Below are 16,779 nucleotides of genomic sequence, written 5' to 3' on the forward strand. Positions count from 1 at the left end.
GGGCTTATGAATAGATAAGTGTCAGGACAGCGTATTGCCCGGGGTGAACCATTCCCGACGTGAATTCAGGAGATCCTGAGCGCTCATCGCTTTTTTTCCGGCAGGCTGTAATGACTCCAGATTCAGTACCCCTTCACCTGTGGCAACCTGAATACCCTGCTTTGTCGCGTCAATAATTGTGCCTGGTGCAGCGTTGCTTTGCCTATCCAGCACTGAGGCTTTCCAGACTTTCACTGGCTGCTCATCAATTATCAGATAACTCATCGGCCATGGATTAAACGCCCTGATGCAGCGTTCAAGTTCGCAGGCGGATAACGACCAGTCAATGCGCGATTCTTCTTTAGTGAGTTTTTCCGCATAGGTCGCCAGTACTTCATCCTGAACCTGCGGTTGCGCGCGACCTTCCGCTAATTGTCGTAGGGTCTCGATCAGGCCCTGCGGCCCAAGCTGAGCTAATTTGTCGTACAGCGTGGCGCTGGTATCTTCGGCTGTAATGGGGCAGGAGAGCTTATACAGCATGTCCCCGGTATCCAGACCCACATCCATCTGCATAATAGTTACGCCGGTTTCGCTATCGCCAGCCCACAGCGAACGCTGAATGGGAGCGGCACCGCGCCAGCGCGGCAGCAGCGAGCCATGAACGTTAATGCAACCCAGGCGCGGCATCTCAAGTACGGCTTTTGGCAGGATTAATCCGTAAGCGACAACAACCATGATGTCGGCATTCAGGTCAGCAACAAGCTGCTGGTTATCCTGTGGACGTAGCGAAGCGGGCTGGAATACCGGCAGACCTTTCTTTTCAGCCAGAACTTTTACCGGGCTGGGCATCAGTTTTTTGCCACGGCCTGCCGGACGATCCGGTTGGGTGAATACGCCAACAATCTGATGTTCAGATGACAACAGCGCGTCAAGATGACGCGCTGCAAAGTCGGGGGTACCCGCGAAAATAATGCGAAGTTTTTCTGACACGATATTCCTTGTCCTTACGCTCGCGCGTTCATCCGATCCAGTTTTTCCACTTTTTGCCGGATACGCTGCTGTTTTAATGGCGACAAATAATCAATAAAAAGTTTGCCAACCAGATGGTCCATTTCATGCTGAATACAGATTGCCAGCAGGCCATCCGCTTCTAACTCGAAAGGTTTGCCATCGCGGTCGAGCGCGCGGATTTTAACGGTCTCGGCACGAGGAACCAGCGCCCGCTGTTCCGGGATCGACAGACAGCCTTCTTCAATGCCCGTTTCGCCATTTTTTTCCAGCAGTTCTGGATTGATCAGCACCAGGCGCTCATCGCGATTCTCGGAAACATCAATCACGATAATACGTTGATGGATATCGACCTGAGTCGCGGCCAGACCAATGCCTTCTTCGGCGTACATCGTTTCGAACATATCATCAACGATACGCTGAATTTCTGCATTCACTTCTTTTACCGGTGCAGCGACTTTGCGAAGGCGCTCGTCCGGAATATGTAACACGTGCAAAACTGCCATAAATTTCCAGAGTTGAGTTCAGGAGTAGAAAAGATTATTACCTCTATTCTAGACAAATCTCCCCTTGATTGACAGCATCAGTGACCAATCGCAAAGATTGCCGGAAGTGCTTGTGGCAAGGGGAAATGGATGACGCCCACCGAAATTTGGCTACGCCTGTTAAATATTCGCCAGCTTTATGGCGACCGAATGGTTCGTCTGGCGCAGAACCTGATGAAACAATCGCATGTTGAGAGAGACAGCCTGCTGGCGGCGGGGTTAACGCTAAAGCAAAGCGCTACCTTTATGGCGCTAACGCCTGTGGATCTCGACCGTAGCCTGAGCTGGCTCGATCATCCTGATCATCACCTGATAAGTGCGGATGACTCCCGTTATCCACCGCAATTACGTGCAATTACTGACTACCCTGGTGCGCTCTTTATACATGGCGATCCGGCGTGCCTTGCTTCTCCACAACTGGCAGTGGTTGGGAGTCGTAATCATTCATGGTACGGGCAGCATTGGGGGCAAAGCTTCAGTAAAGCGCTTGTCTCCAGCGGACTGATTATTACCAGCGGACTTGCCAGAGGCATCGACGGTATCGCACATACTGCGGCGCTTAGCGCAAGCGGGAAAAGTATCGCGGTTCTCGGGAATGGGTTATTCACGGTTCATCCGCGTAGCCACGCTTCACTGGCGGCGGCCATCGTTCAATCTGGCGGGGCGGTCATCTCCGAGTTTCCGCTTTCCGCGCCACCCCGACCGGAGAATTTTCCTCAGCGTAACCGTATTATTAGTGGGTTAAGCCTCGGCGTGCTGGTGGTGGAGGCCGCTATTCGCAGCGGTTCGCTGGTGACAGCGCGTTGCGCTCTGGAGCAGGGGCGGGATGTATTCGCCCTGCCGGGGCCGTTAGGTAATCCTGGCAGCGAAGGTCCCCACTGGTTAATTAAGCAGGGAGCCATTCCTGTGACTGCGCTTGAGGATATCCTTGAAAACGTGCAATTTCCGTTTCAATCATTGCCAGATAAGGCAGAAATTACAATTTATTCACCAGAACACGAAGCCGTGGCATTGCCATTTCCTGAGCTCCTGGCTAACGTAGGAGATGAGGTAACACCTGTTGACGTCGTCGCTGAACGTGCCGGCCAACCTGTGCCAGTGACAGTGGCTCAGCTACTTGAACTGGAGTTAGCAGGGTGGATCGCAGCTGTACCCGGCGGCTATGTCCGATTAAGGAGGGCAAGCCATGTTCGACGTACTAATGTATTTGTTTGAGACTTACATCCATAACGAAGCAGAGATGCGTGTGGACCAGGATAAACTGACGCGGGATCTTACCGACGCCGGTTTTGACCGAGAAGATATCTACAGCGCGCTGGTGTGGCTTGAAAAGCTGGCAGATTATCAGGAAGGCCTTGTCGAACCGATGCAGCTTGCTTCCGATCCGCTTTCTGTACGCATTTATACTGCAGAAGAATGTGAGAGACTGGATGCCAGTTGCCGGGGGTTCCTGTTATTCCTGGAGCAGATTCAGGTGCTCAACCTCGATACGCGTGAAATGGTCATTGAGCGTGCGTTGGCGCTGGATACCGGCGAATTTGAACTCGACGATCTTAAATGGGTGATCCTGATGGTTTTGTTCAATATTCCTGGCTGCGAAAACGCGTATCAGCAGATGGAAGAATTACTCTTTGAAGTGAATGAAGGTATGCTGCACTAATCTTTTGTGTGGCAACAAGAATCGTTATGACCAAATCAGCACTTTTTGCGGTGCGTAAAAACGAGCCCTGCCCGCAGTGCGGGGCTGAACTTGTCATTCGGTCCGGGAAACACGGTCCGTTTCTCGGGTGTTCCCATTATCCGGAATGCGATTATGTCCGCCCCCTGAAAAGTCAGGCCGACGGACATATCGTTAAAGTCCTGGAGGGGCAGTTGTGCCCTGTCTGTGGCGCAGTGCTTGTCCTGCGTCAGGGACGCTTTGGTATGTTCATCGGCTGCAGCCGCTACCCGGAATGTGAACATACAGAACATATCGATAAACCTGACGATACCGCTATTACCTGTCCGCAGTGTCAGGCTGGACACCTTGTCCAGCGGCGCTCTCGTTTCGGCAAAACCTTTCACTCCTGCGATCGCTATCCGGAGTGTCAGTTTGTTATTAATTTCAAACCCGTAGCGGGTGAATGCCCTGAATGTCATTATCCGCTGTTAATAGAAAAGAAAACCGCACAGGGCGTAAAACTTTTTTGTGCGAGTAAACAATGTGGAAAGCCGGTTACGGCGAAACAAACCAGTGAAGAATAACCTGCACCCAAAGGCCATTGCTGAGGCAGTGGCTATACTCAAAAATCAACTCGTGCTTGCCTACCCGACTGAAGCGGTGTTTGGTGTCGGTTGCGATCCAGATAGTGAAACTGCCGTTAATCGCCTGCTGGAATTAAAACAGCGTCCCGTCGAAAAGGGATTGATCCTTATCGCAGCTAATTTTGAACAGCTTACGCCTTATATTAATGATGGAGTGCTGACGCCGGCACAGCGTGAAGCGATTTTTGCCCGTTGGCCTGGGCCAGTGACCTTTGTTTTTCCGGCAAAGGCGACCACTCCCCGCTGGTTAACGGGACGTTTTGATTCTCTGGCGGTACGTGTTACCGATCATCCTCTGGTGGTTGAACTGTGCCAGGCCTATGGAAAACCACTGGTATCAACCAGTGCAAACCTCACGACCCTTCCGCCATGTCGCACCGCAGATGAAGTTCGTGCACAGTTTGGCGACGATTTTCCGATCCTCGAGGGGGCAACCGGTGGTCGTCAGAATCCATCTGAGATCCGCGATGCCCTGACGGGCGAGCAGTTTCGACAGGGGTAATCATATGGAAACCTATGCCGTTTTTGGTCATCCAGTCGCGCACAGCAAATCGCCTTTTATTCATCAGCAATTCGCTGCGCAGTTACAGATTGAACATCCTTACGGGCGCGTGCTGGCTCCACTGAATAACTTCATTGCGACGCTGGACGATTTTTTTGCCGCCGGGGGAAAGGGGGCGAACGTAACCGTACCCTTCAAAGAACAAGCTTTTGCTCATGCCGATGAGCTTACCGAAAGGGCGGCGCTGGCTGGCGCGGTGAATACGCTTAAGCGTCTTGAGGATGGCCGATTGCTAGGTGATAACACCGACGGCATCGGCTTGCTAAGCGATCTGCAACGTCTGGCATTTATCAGAACAGGTGCGCGCGTATTGCTGGTAGGGGCAGGAGGCGCGTCACGCGGAGTATTATTGCCTTTGCTTTCTCTGGACTGTGCCGTAACCATCACCAATCGTACTTTTACACGTGCGCAGGAGCTGGCGCAGCTTTTTGCCCATACCGGCAGCGTAAAAGCTGTCGCGATGAGTGATTTGGGCGAACATGAATTTGATCTCATCATTAATGCAACATCAAGCGGCATTGCCGGTGACGTGCCGGATATTCCTGCCTCGCTAATTCATCCTGACCTTTATTGCTATGACATGTTTTATCAGAAGGGAAGTACGCCTTTCCTTAACTGGTGTGAACAACAGGGTGCTCATCAATGTGCGGATGGTTTAGGAATGCTGGTGGGTCAGGCGGCACATGCAGTGCTCCTGTGGCACGGCATTTTGCCTGATACGCTGCCCGTTATTGAAAAACTAAAGCTGGAACTGGCGAAATGAATCAGGCGATTCAGTTTCCCGATCGCGAGGAGTGGCGGGATAGCGTGCGGGCGCTGTGTTTTCCGGCACTGGTCAATGGCATGCAGTTAACGTGTGTAATAAAAGACACAACGCTGGCGCACCGTTTTGGCGGCGATACGCCAGCGAGCTGGATTGCGGCCTTCCGGGAACAGCGCTGGGATCTTGAAGAGGAAGCCGAAGCGCTTATTCGGGATCAGCAGGAAGACGATCAGGGCTGGATCTGGTTATCCTGATCCAGGTACTCATCTTTCCATTTGACGTAGTTGTTTGCAGAATACTTCAGTCCTTCAATCTCCGCCTCGGTCAGGGGGCGGATCTGTTTTACCGGACTGCCAAGATAAAGATAACCGCTTGCCAGACGCTTATTCTGTGGGACAAGGCTACCGGCTCCAATCATCACGTCATCTTCTATTACTGAACCATCAAGTAAAATCGATCCCATTCCTACCAACACCCGATTACCAATAGTGCATCCGTGCAGCATGACCTTATGTCCAACTGTCACATCCTCACCAATCAGAAGCGGGTTGCCTTCCGGGTTAAAAGAAGATTTATGGGTAACGTGCAGCACGCTGCCATCCTGAATATTGCTACGGGCTCCAATCTCAACGTAATTAACATCTCCACGTATAACGACCAGCGGCCAGATGCCGACATCTTCGGCAAGGCGGACGTCACCAATGACAACGCTGGTGGTGTCGATCATTACGCGTTGACCAACTTTTGGGAAAAGATCTCTGTAGGGACGTAATACTGCGGGCATGATTACCTCTGCTGCTGCTGACTGTAATAATAACTTTGCGGGCTTTGTCTGGCGGGAGCAAGCCTTACATGCACCAAAATTTAAGCAGATCGAGCAGGATCACAGCAAAAAGAATGATAAAACACCAGTTAGAAAAAAAGATCGAAAAAAGGCTTGTGCTAAAAGCTGGGATCCCTATAATGCGCCTCCATCGACACGGCGGATGTGAATCACTTCACACAAACAGCCGGGCCGGTTGAAGAGAAAAATCCTGAAATTCAGGGTTGACTCTGAAAGAGGAAAGCGTAATATACGCCACCTCGCGACGGTGAGCTGTAAGCCGCGTCGCAACTGCTCTTTAACAATTTATCAGACAATCTGTGTGGGCACTCGAAGATACGGATTCTTAAACGTCCTCGGACGAAAAAGAAATACCAAGTCTCAGAGTGAACACGTAATTCATTACGAAGTTTAATTCTTTGAGCATCAAACTTAAATTGAAGAGTTTGATCATGGCTCAGATTGAACGCTGGCGGCAGGCCTAACACATGCAAGTCGAACGGTAACAGGAAGCAGCTTGCTGCTTCGCTGACGAGTGGCGGACGGGTGAGTAATGTCTGGGAAACTGCCTGATGGAGGGGGATAACTACTGGAAACGGTAGCTAATACCGCATAACGTCTTCGGACCAAAGAGGGGGACCTTCGGGCCTCTTGCCATCGGATGTGCCCAGATGGGATTAGCTGGTTGGTGGGGTAACGGCTCACCAAGGCGACGATCCCTAGCTGGTCTGAGAGGATGACCAGCCACACTGGAACTGAGACACGGTCCAGACTCCTACGGGAGGCAGCAGTGGGGAATATTGCACAATGGGCGCAAGCCTGATGCAGCCATGCCGCGTGTATGAAGAAGGCCTTCGGGTTGTAAAGTACTTTCAGCGGGGAGGAAGGCGATGTGGTTAATAACCACGTTGATTGACGTTACCCGCAGAAGAAGCACCGGCTAACTCCGTGCCAGCAGCCGCGGTAATACGGAGGGTGCAAGCGTTAATCGGAATTACTGGGCGTAAAGCGCACGCAGGCGGTCTGACAAGTCGGATGTGAAATCCCCGGGCTCAACCCGGGAACTGCATTCGAAACTGTCAGACTGGAGTCTTGTAGAGGGGGGTAGAATTCCAGGTGTAGCGGTGAAATGCGTAGAGATCTGGAGGAATACCGGTGGCGAAGGCGGCCCCCTGGACAAAGACTGACGCTCAGGTGCGAAAGCGTGGGGAGCAAACAGGATTAGATACCCTGGTAGTCCACGCCGTAAACGATGTCGACTTGGAGGTTGTGCCCTTGAGGCGTGGCTTCCGGAGCTAACGCGTTAAGTCGACCGCCTGGGGAGTACGGCCGCAAGGTTAAAACTCAAATGAATTGACGGGGGCCCGCACAAGCGGTGGAGCATGTGGTTTAATTCGATGCAACGCGAAGAACCTTACCTGGTCTTGACATCCACGGAAGAATCCAGAGATGGATTTGTGCCTTCGGGAACCGTGAGACAGGTGCTGCATGGCTGTCGTCAGCTCGTGTTGTGAAATGTTGGGTTAAGTCCCGCAACGAGCGCAACCCTTATCCTTTGTTGCCAGCGGTCCGGCCGGGAACTCAAAGGAGACTGCCAGTGATAAACTGGAGGAAGGTGGGGATGACGTCAAGTCATCATGGCCCTTACGACCAGGGCTACACACGTGCTACAATGGCATATACAAAGAGAAGCGACCTCGCGAGAGCAAGCGGACCTCATAAAGTATGTCGTAGTCCGGATCGGAGTCTGCAACTCGACTCCGTGAAGTCGGAATCGCTAGTAATCGTGGATCAGAATGCCACGGTGAATACGTTCCCGGGCCTTGTACACACCGCCCGTCACACCATGGGAGTGGGTTGCAAAAGAAGTAGGTAGCTTAACCTTCGGGAGGGCGCTTACCACTTTGTGATTCATGACTGGGGTGAAGTCGTAACAAGGTAACCGTAGGGGAACCTGCGGTTGGATCACCTCCTTACCTTAAAGAAACGTTCTTTGAAGTGCTCACACAGATTGTCTGATGAAAAGTAACGAGCAAGACGGCTGCGAAGTCGCGACACTCCGTGTCCCCTTCGTCTAGCGGTTAGGACTCCGCCCTTTCACGGCGGCAACAGGGGTTCGAATCCCCTAGGGGACGCCACTTGCTGGCTGTGGGTGAAAGGCACAACCAAACGTATCTCAAAACTGACTCACGAGTCACGTTTGAGATATTTGCTCTTTAAAAATCTGGATCAAGCTGAAAATTGAAAAACACTGAACAACGCGAGTTGTTCGTGGGTCTCTCAAATTTTCGCAACACGAAGTGAAACAGCTTCGGGTTGTGAGGTTAAGCGACTAAGCGTACACGGTGGATGCCCTGGCAGTCAGAGGCGATGAAGGGCGTGCTAATCTGCGATAAGCGCCGGTAAGGTGATATGAACCGTTATACCCGGCGATACCCGAATGGGGAAACCCAGTGCAATCCGTTGCACTATCGTTAAGTGAATACATAGCTTAACGAGGCGAACCGGGGGAACTGAAACATCTAAGTACCCCGAGGAAAAGAAATCAACCGAGATTCCCCCAGTAGCGGCGAGCGAACGGGGAGGAGCCCGGAGTCTGAATCAGCGTGTGTGGTAGTGGAACGGTCTGGAAAGTCCGGCGGTACAGGGTGATAGTCCCGTACACAAAATCACACGCACTGTGAACTCGAAGAGTAGGGCGGGACACGTGGTATCCTGTCTGAATATGGGGGGACCATCCTCCAAGGCTAAATACTCCTGACTGACCGATAGTGAACCAGTACCGTGAGGGAAAGGCGAAAAGAACCCCGGCGAGGGGAGTGAAAAAGAACCTGAAACCGTGTACGTACAAGCAGTGGGAGCCTCCTTGTGGGGTGACTGCGTACCTTTTGTATAATGGGTCAGCGACTTATATTCTGTAGCAAGGTTAACCGTATAGGGGAGCCGGAGGGAAACCGAGTCTTAATTGGGCGTTAAGTTGCAGGGTATAGACCCGAAACCCGGTGATCTAGCCATGGGCAGGTTGAAGGTTGGGTAACACTAACTGGAGGACCGAACCGACTAATGTTGAAAAATTAGCGGATGACCTGTGGCTGGGGGTGAAAGGCCAATCAAACCGGGAGATAGCTGGTTCTCCCCGAAAGCTATTTAGGTAGCGCCTCGTGAACTCATCTTCGGGGGTAGAGCACTGTTTCGGCCAGGGGGTCATCCCGACTTACCGATCCGATGCAAACTGCGAATACCGAAGAATGTTATCACGGGAGACACACGGCGGGTGCTAACGTCCGTCGTGAAGAGGGAAACAACCCAGACCGCCAGCTAAGGTCCCAAAGTCATGGTTAAGTGGGAAACGATGTGGGAAGGCCCAGACAGCCAGGATGTTGGCTTAGAAGCAGCCATCATTTAAAGAAAGCGTAATAGCTCACTGGTCGAGTCGGCCTGCGCGGAAGATGTAACGGGGCTAAACCATGCACCGAAGCTGCGGCAGCGACGCTTATGCGTTGTTGGGTAGGGGAGCGTTCTGTAAGCCGTTGAAGGTGGCCTGTGAGGGCTGCTGGAGGTATCAGAAGTGCGAATGCTGACATAAGTAACGATAATGCGGGTGAAAAACCCGCACGCCGGAAGACCAAGGGTTCCTGTCCAACGTTAATCGGGGCAGGGTGAGTCGACCCCTAAGGCGAGGCCGAAAGGCGTAGTCGATGGGAAACGGGTTAATATTCCCGTACTTGGTGTTACTGCGAAGGGGGGACGGAGAAGGCTATGTCGGCCGGGCGACGGTTGTCCCGGTTTAAGCGTGAAGGTGGTGCGACCAGGTAAATCCGGTTGCGCATTAACACTGAGGCGTGATGACGAGGCACTACGGTGCTGAAGTGACAAATGCCCTGCTTCCAGGAAAAGCCTCTAAGCATCAGGTAACACGAAATCGTACCCCAAACCGACACAGGTGGTCAGGTAGAGAATACCAAGGCGCTTGAGAGAACCCGGGTGAAGGAACTAGGCAAAATGGTGCCGTAACTTCGGGAGAAGGCACGCTGGTGCGTAGGTGAAGTGACTTGCTCACGGAGCTGAAACCAGTCGAAGATACCAGCTGGCTGCAACTGTTTATTAAAAACACAGCACTGTGCAAACACGAAAGTGGACGTATACGGTGTGACGCCTGCCCGGTGCCGGAAGGTTAATTGATGGGGTTATCGCAAGAGAAGCTCCTGATCGAAGCCCCGGTAAACGGCGGCCGTAACTATAACGGTCCTAAGGTAGCGAAATTCCTTGTCGGGTAAGTTCCGACCTGCACGAATGGCGTAATGATGGCCAGGCTGTCTCCACCCGGGACTCAGTGAAATTGAACTCGCTGTGAAGATGCAGTGTACCCGCGGCAAGACGGAAAGACCCCGTGAACCTTTACTATAGCTTGACACTGAACACTGGTCCTTGATGTGTAGGATAGGTGGGAGGCTTTGAAGTGTGGACGCCAGTCTGCATGGAGCCATCCTTGAAATACCACCCTTTAATGGCTGGTGTTCTAACGTGGGCCCGTAATCCGGGTTGCGGACAGTGTCTGGTGGGTAGTTTGACTGGGGCGGTCTCCTCCTAAAGCGTAACGGAGGAGCACGAAGGTCAGCTAATCCTGGTCGGACATCAGGAGGTTAGTGCAATGGCATAAGCTGGCTTGACTGCGAGCGTGACGGCGCGAGCAGGTGCGAAAGCAGGTCATAGTGATCCGGTGGTTCTGAATGGAAGGGCCATCGCTCAACGGATAAAAGGTACTCCGGGGATAACAGGCTGATACCGCCCAAGAGTTCATATCGACGGCGGTGTTTGGCACCTCGATGTCGGCTCATCACATCCTGGGGCTGAAGTAGGTCCCAAGGGTATGGCTGTTCGCCATTTAAAGTGGTACGCGAGCTGGGTTTAGAACGTCGTGAGACAGTTCGGTCCCTATCTGCCGTGGGCGCTGGAGAACTGAGGGGGGCTGCTCCTAGTACGAGAGGACCGGAGTGGACGCATCACTGGTGTTCGGGTTGTCATGCCAATGGCACTGCCCGGTAGCTAAATGCGGAAGAGATAAGTGCTGAAAGCATCTAAGCACGAAACTTGCCCCGAGATGAGTTCTCCCTGAGACTTTAAGTCTCCTGAAGGAACGTTGAAGACGACGACGTTGATAGGCCGGGTGTGTAAGCGCAGCGATGCGTTGAGCTAACCGGTACTAATGAACCGTGAGGCTTAACCTTACAACGCCGAAGCTGTTTTGGCGGATTTGAGAGAGATTTTCAGCCTGATTACAGATTAATCAGTGTGCGGAATGCACCCTGATAAACAGAATTTGCCTGGCGGCAACAGCGCGGTGGTCCCACCTGACCCCATGCCGAACTCAGAAGTGAAACGCCGTAGCGCCGATGGTAGTGTGGGGTCTCCCCATGCGAGAGTAGGGAACTGCCAGGCATCAAATTAAGTGTGCTGATATGGCTCAGTTGGTAGAGCGCACCCTTGGTAAGGGTGAGGTCCCCAGTTCGACTCTGGGTATCAGCACCAGTTTTAAGGTTAAAGTTCGGCGCTAAGAAAAGAATTTGTCTGGCGGCAGTAGCGCGGTGGTCCCACCTGACCCCATGCCGAACTCAGAAGTGAAACGCCGTAGCGCCGATGGTAGTGTGGGGTCTCCCCATGCGAGAGTAGGGAACTGCCAGACATCAATCAAGTGAAAAGGCCATCCGAAAGGATGGCCTTTTTGCGTTTAGCTTAGTGAAAAAGCGTGGTGATATAGCCCCTTTTGCCACGCTTCTGACTGATTAAGACAGGCCCGACAGGTAAAGATCTTCCGGGCCAATAAAAAATTAATGGATCACCTGCGACAAAAAGGCGCGTGTACGCTCCGATTTCGGCCTGGCGAAGAACTCATCCGGGGGTGCCTGTTCCACGATTTCCCCGCGATCCATAAATATCACGCGATCCGCAACGGTACGGGCAAAACCCATCTCATGCGTTACGCACAGCATCGTCATACCGGACTGCGCCAGTCCGATCATAGTATCCAGCACTTCTTTCACCATTTCCGGATCGAGCGCAGACGTTGGCTCATCAAACAGCATAATTTTAGGCTTCATACACAGTGAACGCGCAATGGCGACACGTTGTTGCTGCCCGCCGGAAATCTGTCCGGGAAATTTATGCGCATGTTCGGCAATTCTTACGCGCTCCAGATAGTGCATTGCCAGCGCTTCCGCTTCTTTTTTCGGCATCTTGCGTACCCAAATCGGGGCCAGAGTACAGTTCTGCAGTACGGTTAAATGGGGAAATAAATTGAAGTGCTGGAACACCATTCCCACTTCCTGACGCACCTTCTCAATATTACGGATATCGTCATTAAGCTCGATACCGTCAACCACAATCCGGCCCTGCTGATGTTCTTCCAGGTGGTTAATACAGCGAATCGTTGTCGATTTGCCTGAACCGGAGGGACCACAGAGGACAATACGTTCCCCCTGTTTCACCTTCAAATTGATATCTTTTAAAACATGAAACTGACCGTACCACTTATTCACGTTATCCAGCGTAATCATCGCGTCGGCAGGTTGCATTGTAATTTGGCTCATAAAATCCTCAGTGCGGTGTACGCCCGGTATTAAAGCGCTTCTCCAGGTGCTGGCTATAGCGCGACATGCTGAAACAAAAGATCCAGTAGATCAGTGCGGCAAACACATATCCTTCTGTCGACATTCCAAGCCAGGCCGGATCGACCGTGGCCTGCTGCACGCTGCTAAAGAGATCGAACAGGCCGATGATGATCACCAGACTGGTATCTTTAAACAGCGCAATAATGGTATTCACAAGGCCGGGGATCACTAGCTTCAACGCCTGAGGCAGAATCACCAGCCCCTGCGTTTTCCAGTAACCCAGCGCCAGCGATTCAGCCGCTTCATACTGTCCTTTCGGCAACGCCTGTAAGCCGCCGCGCACCACTTCCGCCACATAGGCGGACTGGAATAAGATCACCCCGACCAGCGCGCGGATCAATTTATCAATGCTGGTTCCTTCCGCCATAAACAGCGGCAGCATCACCGATGACATAAACAACACGGTAATGAGCGGTACGCCGCGCCAGAATTCGATAAAAATGACTGACAAAATGCGCACCACGGGCATCGTGGAACGCCTTCCCAGCGCGAGCAGAATACCCAGCGGCAATGCTCCGGCAATACCAACCGAAGCAATAATCAATGTTAACGTCAGGCCGCCCCAGAGACGGGTTTCCACTCGCTCCAGCCCGGCGAAACCGCCATACAGTAGAAACCAGACGATGAGTGGATAAATCACTGCCCAGAGCGCGATATAACGTCCGCGGTGCGGCATCTCTTTCCAGAACATGATGGCAATAGAGAGCAAACCGATAATCAGCGCCAGATTAATACGCCAGCGTTGATCGTGTGGATAAAGTCCATACATAAACTGGCCGAAGCGCTGATGGATAAACACCCAGCATGCGCCAGCTTTCGTACAATCTGCCCGGGTTGTGCCAACCCAGTTCGCCTGTAAAAACGCCCAGTTTAGTAACGGTGGGATTAGCTCCCACATCAGCCAGACACACACTATCGTCAGCAAACTATTTAACCAGTTCGAAAATAAATTTTTCCGCATCCAGACAATTGCCCGACCCGTTCTGGCAGTGGCCGGGCGTGGAGGATGAGACAGCAATGCTTTTGTCATTCCCAATCCTTAACGCTCAATCAGCGCAATGCGGCGGTTATAGATATTCATCAGCAACGAGATAATGAGGCTGATAATCAGATAGACCGACATAGTGATAGCAATGGTTTCAATGGCCTGACCGGTCTGATTGAGTACCGTACCGGCGAAGAGGGAAACCATATCTGGATAGCCAATTGCGGCCGCAAGCGATGAGTTTTTGACAATATTGAGGTACTGACTGGTAAGCGGAGGAATGATCACCCGTAGCGCCTGTGGAATAATCACCTGGCGCAAGGTGACCGGATTCGGTAGACCTAACGAACGTGCCGCCTCATGTTGACCGTGGGGAACGGCCTGGATCCCGGCACGAATAATTTCAGCAATAAAGGTCGAGGTATACACCGATAACGCCAGCGTCAGTGCCGCCAGTTCCGGGATAAGCGCCATCCCGCCGCGGAAATTAAAGCCGCGTAACTGAGGAACATCCCAGTGCAGGGCTGCACCATATGTCCAGTGGGCAATCAACGGCAAGGCAATAAACAGTATCAGAATGATTGGCCATGAACGGCGCAACTGCCCGGTTTTGAGCTGATGCGCTTTATTATAGCGATACAGGCCAATGGAGAGCGCGACAGCGAGTATCAGCGCGATAAGAAACGCAGTCAGACCTTCTGCCATTTGCGGAGCCGGAATATATAACCCCCGGTTGCTCAGAAAAACCAGCTCGAAGGCATTAACCGCCTGCCGTGGGCCGGGCAGGTTGCGCAATACGGCGAAATACCAGAAGAAAATTTGCAGCAGCGGCGGAATATTACGAAAGGTCTCAATATATACCGTGGAGATTTTACGCAGTAGCCAGTTATCCGATAAACGGGCAAGTCCGAGAAAAAAGCCTAAAAAAGACGCGAAAACAATACACAGTGCAGACACCAGCAATGTGTTATATAGCCCGACGAGAAATACCCGACCATAAGTATCTCCCTGTTCATAATCAATGAGATGCTGCACTATACCGAACCCGGCGCTGCGATCGAGAAACGCAAAACCAGACGTAATACCACGATTATTCAGGTTAGTTATCGTGTTATGGATTAAATATACCGCGATGCTGACAACAACAACGATCGCGATAATCTGAAACAGCCAGGCACGAACCGCAGGGTTAGAAAAGGACCACGATCCTTTTACGGCTGGGCGGCGATGGGACATAAGCAAACCTCTGTTACCATGACTCTGGGCTGGGTGCCGCTGGCGCGACACCCGTTACATCGCACTGTCTTAACGTACCGGAGGAGCGTACTGAATCCCGCCGTTGTTCCAGAGATTGTTCTGACCGCGTTTAATTTTCAGCGGGCTTTCAGAGCCCACGTTACGCTCGAAAACTTCAGCATAATTACCGACTTTTTTGATGATGTTGTAAGCCCACTTATTATCGAGCTTCAGATCCTTACCGTAGTCACCCTCTTTACCTAACAGGTGTGCCATATCCGGTGTGGCAGGATTTGCTGCTTTCTCATCCACGTTTTTCGAGGTGATGCCCATCTCTTCAGCATTCAGCATGGCAAACAGCGTCCAGCGGACGACGGCAAACCATTCATCGTCACCGCGACGCACAACCGGGCCCAGCGGCTCTTTCGAGATGACTTCCGGCAGAACAAGCCATTCGCCAGGATTACTCAGCTTGATACGCAGGGCATAGAGTTGCGACTGGTCAGAAGCCAGCGTATCGCAACGGCCTGATTCCAGCGCTTTAGCCGATTCATCGGAACGATCGAAGGTGACAGGGGTGTATTTCATATTGTTGGATTTAAAATAATCCGCCACGTTCAGCTCAGTATCCGTACCTGCCTGAATACATACCGTCGCTCCATCAAGCTCTTTGGCGCTTTTCAGACCGGCTTTATTGTGCGTCAGGAAACCGATACCGTCATAATAGGTTACGCCAGTGAAAGCCATGCCCATGCCAGCATCGCGTGATGATGTCCAGGTCGTATTGCGGGACAGCATATCCACTTCACCGGATTGTAAGGCGGTGAAACGTTCCTTCGCCGTCAGCGGGGTATATTTCACTTTGCTGTCGTCACCAAACAGGGCAGCGGCTACGCCCCGGCAGATGTCCACATCAATACCGGTAAACTTACCGTCAGCATCCGCATAAGAAAAACCGGGTAGTCCGTCACTGATCCCGCACTGCACAAAACCTTTCTTTTTCACAGCATCAAAAGTGGCACCCGCATGTGCCTGGCTGGTAACCGCGAGAAGCACGCCGGCAGCGGCCAGGCTGGCTAACATCATCTTTTTCATAAAGCATCCTGTGTGACGAAAATTTATCGTTATAGAGAAGCGTCCGGGACAGCGGCTGAACCCGGTCTGTGGCTGTGGCCATACTTTATAAAGCAAAGGTAGTGCCAGTTTTACGTGCGCTGAAAAGCGAGCACATCAGGCTGAGTGTAGAAGCAGGAAATGTGTTTTAGCGCCCCGGTCTGGTGCGAAAATGAAACGCATGCCACAAATCAGAGCAAAAATGTTTCATAAATGAGAGGCTGGTATCAGGTAATAAAGCGCGTGAATATAACGTTGCCATGGTACAGAGGATGAAAATGCCAGGAGCGGATTCCGGCGGAGAGAGGTGAAAGCAACAGCGCGGAAACGATCCGCGCTGTAAGGGGGGTTATTTTGTTAACGCAACAATACCCAGCGTCAGACCTGCAAGTGCGGCGGCCCCGCCAGCGATTGCGCCTGCGGTTTCCCAGTTATCCTGAGTGGTCCCTTTCATACAGGTATTCGTGTGCACCAGGCGACCCTGATCGTCATAAACCGGTACGCACGGAGAATCATGAGCACAGCCCGCGAGAAAAGTGGTTAGCAGTGCAACGGCAATAAAGTTCTTCATGGTGTTACCTCTAAAAAAGCCTCGTTCAGCGCCGCATGAGTCGCGGTATCGGGCATTAAGGATATTTTACCATTGAGCATAAACATTGTTATGGGGGAAATATTCTCAAATTATTTGGTCTGTAAACATTATGGAGGGAGAGACAGCAAAACGGCGGGACTATGGAGAAATGATGAAGGCAAAACAAGGTGGCATAACCAACAAAGGCACCGTAGGTGCCTT

At 52.0% G+C, this 16,779-nt stretch carries 15 protein-coding genes, 2 tRNA genes and 4 rRNA genes; 13 read left to right on the top strand and 8 right to left on the bottom strand.

Features of this window, described 5'->3' with window-relative positions:
* Positions 1 to 21 precede the first annotated feature (21 nt).
* Together fmt and def are read right to left on the bottom strand one after the other, a co-directional pair.
* Positions 22 to 969, bottom strand: a complete 948-nt coding sequence (gene fmt / locus P0H77_RS02565) for a methionyl-tRNA formyltransferase (protein ID WP_276163451.1) — start codon at positions 967 to 969, stop codon at positions 22 to 24.
* A gap of 14 nt (positions 970 to 983) precedes the next feature.
* The gene (gene def, locus P0H77_RS02570; RefSeq protein WP_276163452.1) at positions 984 to 1,493 is read right to left on the bottom strand and encodes a peptide deformylase; all 510 of its coding nucleotides are present in this window, start codon (positions 1,491 to 1,493) and stop codon (positions 984 to 986) included.
* 129 nt (positions 1,494 to 1,622) lie between these two features.
* Between def and dprA the strand changes: the two genes are divergently transcribed.
* From dprA to P0H77_RS02600, 6 genes are read left to right on the top strand one after another with little or no spacing between them, the layout of a single operon-like run.
* On the top strand, positions 1,623 to 2,747 hold the full coding sequence (dprA, locus tag P0H77_RS02575; protein WP_276163453.1) for a DNA-protecting protein DprA: 1,125 nt from the start codon (positions 1,623 to 1,625) through the stop codon (positions 2,745 to 2,747).
* Entirely contained in the window at positions 2,719 to 3,192 is a 474-nt protein-coding gene (smg, locus tag P0H77_RS02580) for a DUF494 family protein Smg (RefSeq protein ID WP_276163454.1), read from the top strand. The genes dprA and smg overlap by 29 nt, the downstream gene beginning before the upstream one ends.
* A gap of 26 nt (positions 3,193 to 3,218) precedes the next feature.
* Positions 3,219 to 3,776, top strand: a complete 558-nt coding sequence (locus P0H77_RS02585) for a topoisomerase DNA-binding C4 zinc finger domain-containing protein (RefSeq protein WP_276163455.1) — start codon at positions 3,219 to 3,221, stop codon at positions 3,774 to 3,776.
* Positions 3,766 to 4,338: an L-threonylcarbamoyladenylate synthase type 1 TsaC gene (tsaC, locus tag P0H77_RS02590; protein WP_276163456.1), complete on the top strand. Its 573-nt coding sequence runs from the start codon at positions 3,766 to 3,768 to the stop codon at positions 4,336 to 4,338. The genes P0H77_RS02585 and tsaC overlap by 11 nt, the downstream gene beginning before the upstream one ends.
* 4 nt (positions 4,339 to 4,342) lie before the next feature.
* Positions 4,343 to 5,161 (top strand): shikimate dehydrogenase, encoded by an 819-nt coding sequence (gene aroE, locus P0H77_RS02595; RefSeq protein WP_276163457.1) that lies wholly within the window; start codon positions 4,343 to 4,345, stop codon positions 5,159 to 5,161.
* On the top strand, positions 5,158 to 5,415 hold the full coding sequence (locus P0H77_RS02600) for a DUF1488 domain-containing protein (protein ID WP_276163458.1): 258 nt from the start codon (positions 5,158 to 5,160) through the stop codon (positions 5,413 to 5,415). Before aroE ends, P0H77_RS02600 begins: the two co-directional genes overlap by 4 nt.
* Here P0H77_RS02600 and P0H77_RS02605 read toward each other — a convergent pair.
* A complete protein-coding gene (locus P0H77_RS02605; protein ID WP_276163459.1) occupies positions 5,391 to 5,945 on the bottom strand; it encodes a gamma carbonic anhydrase family protein in 555 nt (184 codons plus the stop codon). The genes P0H77_RS02600 and P0H77_RS02605 overlap by 25 nt on opposite strands.
* Between P0H77_RS02605 and P0H77_RS02610 the strand changes: the two genes are divergently transcribed.
* The 7 genes from P0H77_RS02610 (at position 5,944) to rrf (P0H77_RS02640) (ending at position 11,667) form a co-directional block, all read left to right on the top strand.
* A complete protein-coding gene (locus P0H77_RS02610; protein ID WP_276163460.1) occupies positions 5,944 to 6,153 on the top strand; it encodes a hypothetical protein in 210 nt (69 codons plus the stop codon). The two genes, P0H77_RS02605 and P0H77_RS02610, sit on opposite strands and share 2 nt — an antisense overlap.
* Positions 6,154 to 6,418: 265 nt before the next feature.
* A 16S ribosomal RNA gene (locus P0H77_RS02615) occupies positions 6,419 to 7,960 on the top strand.
* A gap of 87 nt (positions 7,961 to 8,047) precedes the next feature.
* A tRNA-Glu gene (locus tag P0H77_RS02620) sits at positions 8,048 to 8,122 on the top strand.
* A 184-nt stretch (positions 8,123 to 8,306) separates the two neighbouring features.
* Positions 8,307 to 11,212: ribosomal RNA gene (locus tag P0H77_RS02625) — 23S ribosomal RNA — on the top strand.
* 95 nt (positions 11,213 to 11,307) lie between these two features.
* Positions 11,308 to 11,423 (top strand): 5S ribosomal RNA (rrf, locus tag P0H77_RS02630).
* A 14-nt stretch (positions 11,424 to 11,437) separates the two neighbouring features.
* Positions 11,438 to 11,513 (top strand) — tRNA-Thr (locus P0H77_RS02635).
* A gap of 38 nt (positions 11,514 to 11,551) precedes the next feature.
* A 5S ribosomal RNA gene (gene rrf, locus P0H77_RS02640) occupies positions 11,552 to 11,667 on the top strand.
* The 16S, 23S and 5S rRNA genes sit together here with 2 tRNA genes alongside, the layout of an rRNA operon.
* Positions 11,668 to 11,812: 145 nt before the next feature.
* Here rrf (P0H77_RS02640) and P0H77_RS02645 read toward each other — a convergent pair.
* The 5 genes from P0H77_RS02645 to P0H77_RS02665 form a co-directional block, all read right to left on the bottom strand.
* The gene (locus P0H77_RS02645; protein ID WP_176920168.1) at positions 11,813 to 12,571 is read right to left on the bottom strand and encodes an amino acid ABC transporter ATP-binding protein; all 759 of its coding nucleotides are present in this window, start codon (positions 12,569 to 12,571) and stop codon (positions 11,813 to 11,815) included.
* 7 nt (positions 12,572 to 12,578) lie between these two features.
* Positions 12,579 to 13,682, bottom strand: coding sequence for an amino acid ABC transporter permease (locus tag P0H77_RS02650; protein WP_276163461.1), 1,104 nt, complete (start codon positions 13,680 to 13,682; stop codon positions 12,579 to 12,581).
* A gap of 9 nt (positions 13,683 to 13,691) precedes the next feature.
* Complete coding sequence (locus P0H77_RS02655) at positions 13,692 to 14,873, bottom strand: amino acid ABC transporter permease (protein ID WP_276163462.1); 1,182 nt, start codon at positions 14,871 to 14,873, stop codon at positions 13,692 to 13,694.
* A 69-nt stretch (positions 14,874 to 14,942) separates the two neighbouring features.
* Positions 14,943 to 15,968, bottom strand: a complete 1,026-nt coding sequence (locus tag P0H77_RS02660; RefSeq protein ID WP_276163463.1) for an amino acid ABC transporter substrate-binding protein — start codon at positions 15,966 to 15,968, stop codon at positions 14,943 to 14,945.
* 367 nt (positions 15,969 to 16,335) lie between these two features.
* Positions 16,336 to 16,557, bottom strand: a complete 222-nt coding sequence (locus tag P0H77_RS02665) for a hypothetical protein (RefSeq protein WP_276163464.1) — start codon at positions 16,555 to 16,557, stop codon at positions 16,336 to 16,338.
* Positions 16,558 to 16,779: the final 222 nt, after the last annotated feature.

This window comes from Superficieibacter sp. HKU1, assembly GCF_029319185.1.
Classification (GTDB): domain Bacteria; phylum Pseudomonadota; class Gammaproteobacteria; order Enterobacterales; family Enterobacteriaceae; genus Superficieibacter.

Coding starts and splice junctions, on each gene's coding strand:
- def (WP_276163452.1), bottom strand. CDS start 1,493: ATGGCAGTTTTGCACGTGTTACATATTCCGGACGAGCGCCTTCGCAAA.
- dprA (WP_276163453.1), top strand. CDS start 1,623: ATGACGCCCACCGAAATTTGGCTACGCCTGTTAAATATTCGCCAGCTT.
- smg (WP_276163454.1), top strand. CDS start 2,719: ATGTTCGACGTACTAATGTATTTGTTTGAGACTTACATCCATAACGAA.
- P0H77_RS02585 (WP_276163455.1), top strand. CDS start 3,219: ATGACCAAATCAGCACTTTTTGCGGTGCGTAAAAACGAGCCCTGCCCG.
- aroE (WP_276163457.1), top strand. CDS start 4,343: ATGGAAACCTATGCCGTTTTTGGTCATCCAGTCGCGCACAGCAAATCG.
- P0H77_RS02600 (WP_276163458.1), top strand. CDS start 5,158: ATGAATCAGGCGATTCAGTTTCCCGATCGCGAGGAGTGGCGGGATAGC.
- P0H77_RS02610 (WP_276163460.1), top strand. CDS start 5,944: ATGATTACCTCTGCTGCTGCTGACTGTAATAATAACTTTGCGGGCTTT.
- P0H77_RS02605 (WP_276163459.1), bottom strand. CDS start 5,945: ATGCCCGCAGTATTACGTCCCTACAGAGATCTTTTCCCAAAAGTTGGT.
- P0H77_RS02645 (WP_176920168.1), bottom strand. CDS start 12,571: ATGAGCCAAATTACAATGCAACCTGCCGACGCGATGATTACGCTGGAT.
- P0H77_RS02650 (WP_276163461.1), bottom strand. CDS start 13,682: ATGACAAAAGCATTGCTGTCTCATCCTCCACGCCCGGCCACTGCCAGA.
- P0H77_RS02655 (WP_276163462.1), bottom strand. CDS start 14,873: ATGTCCCATCGCCGCCCAGCCGTAAAAGGATCGTGGTCCTTTTCTAAC.
- P0H77_RS02660 (WP_276163463.1), bottom strand. CDS start 15,968: ATGAAAAAGATGATGTTAGCCAGCCTGGCCGCTGCCGGCGTGCTTCTC.
- P0H77_RS02665 (WP_276163464.1), bottom strand. CDS start 16,557: ATGAAGAACTTTATTGCCGTTGCACTGCTAACCACTTTTCTCGCGGGC.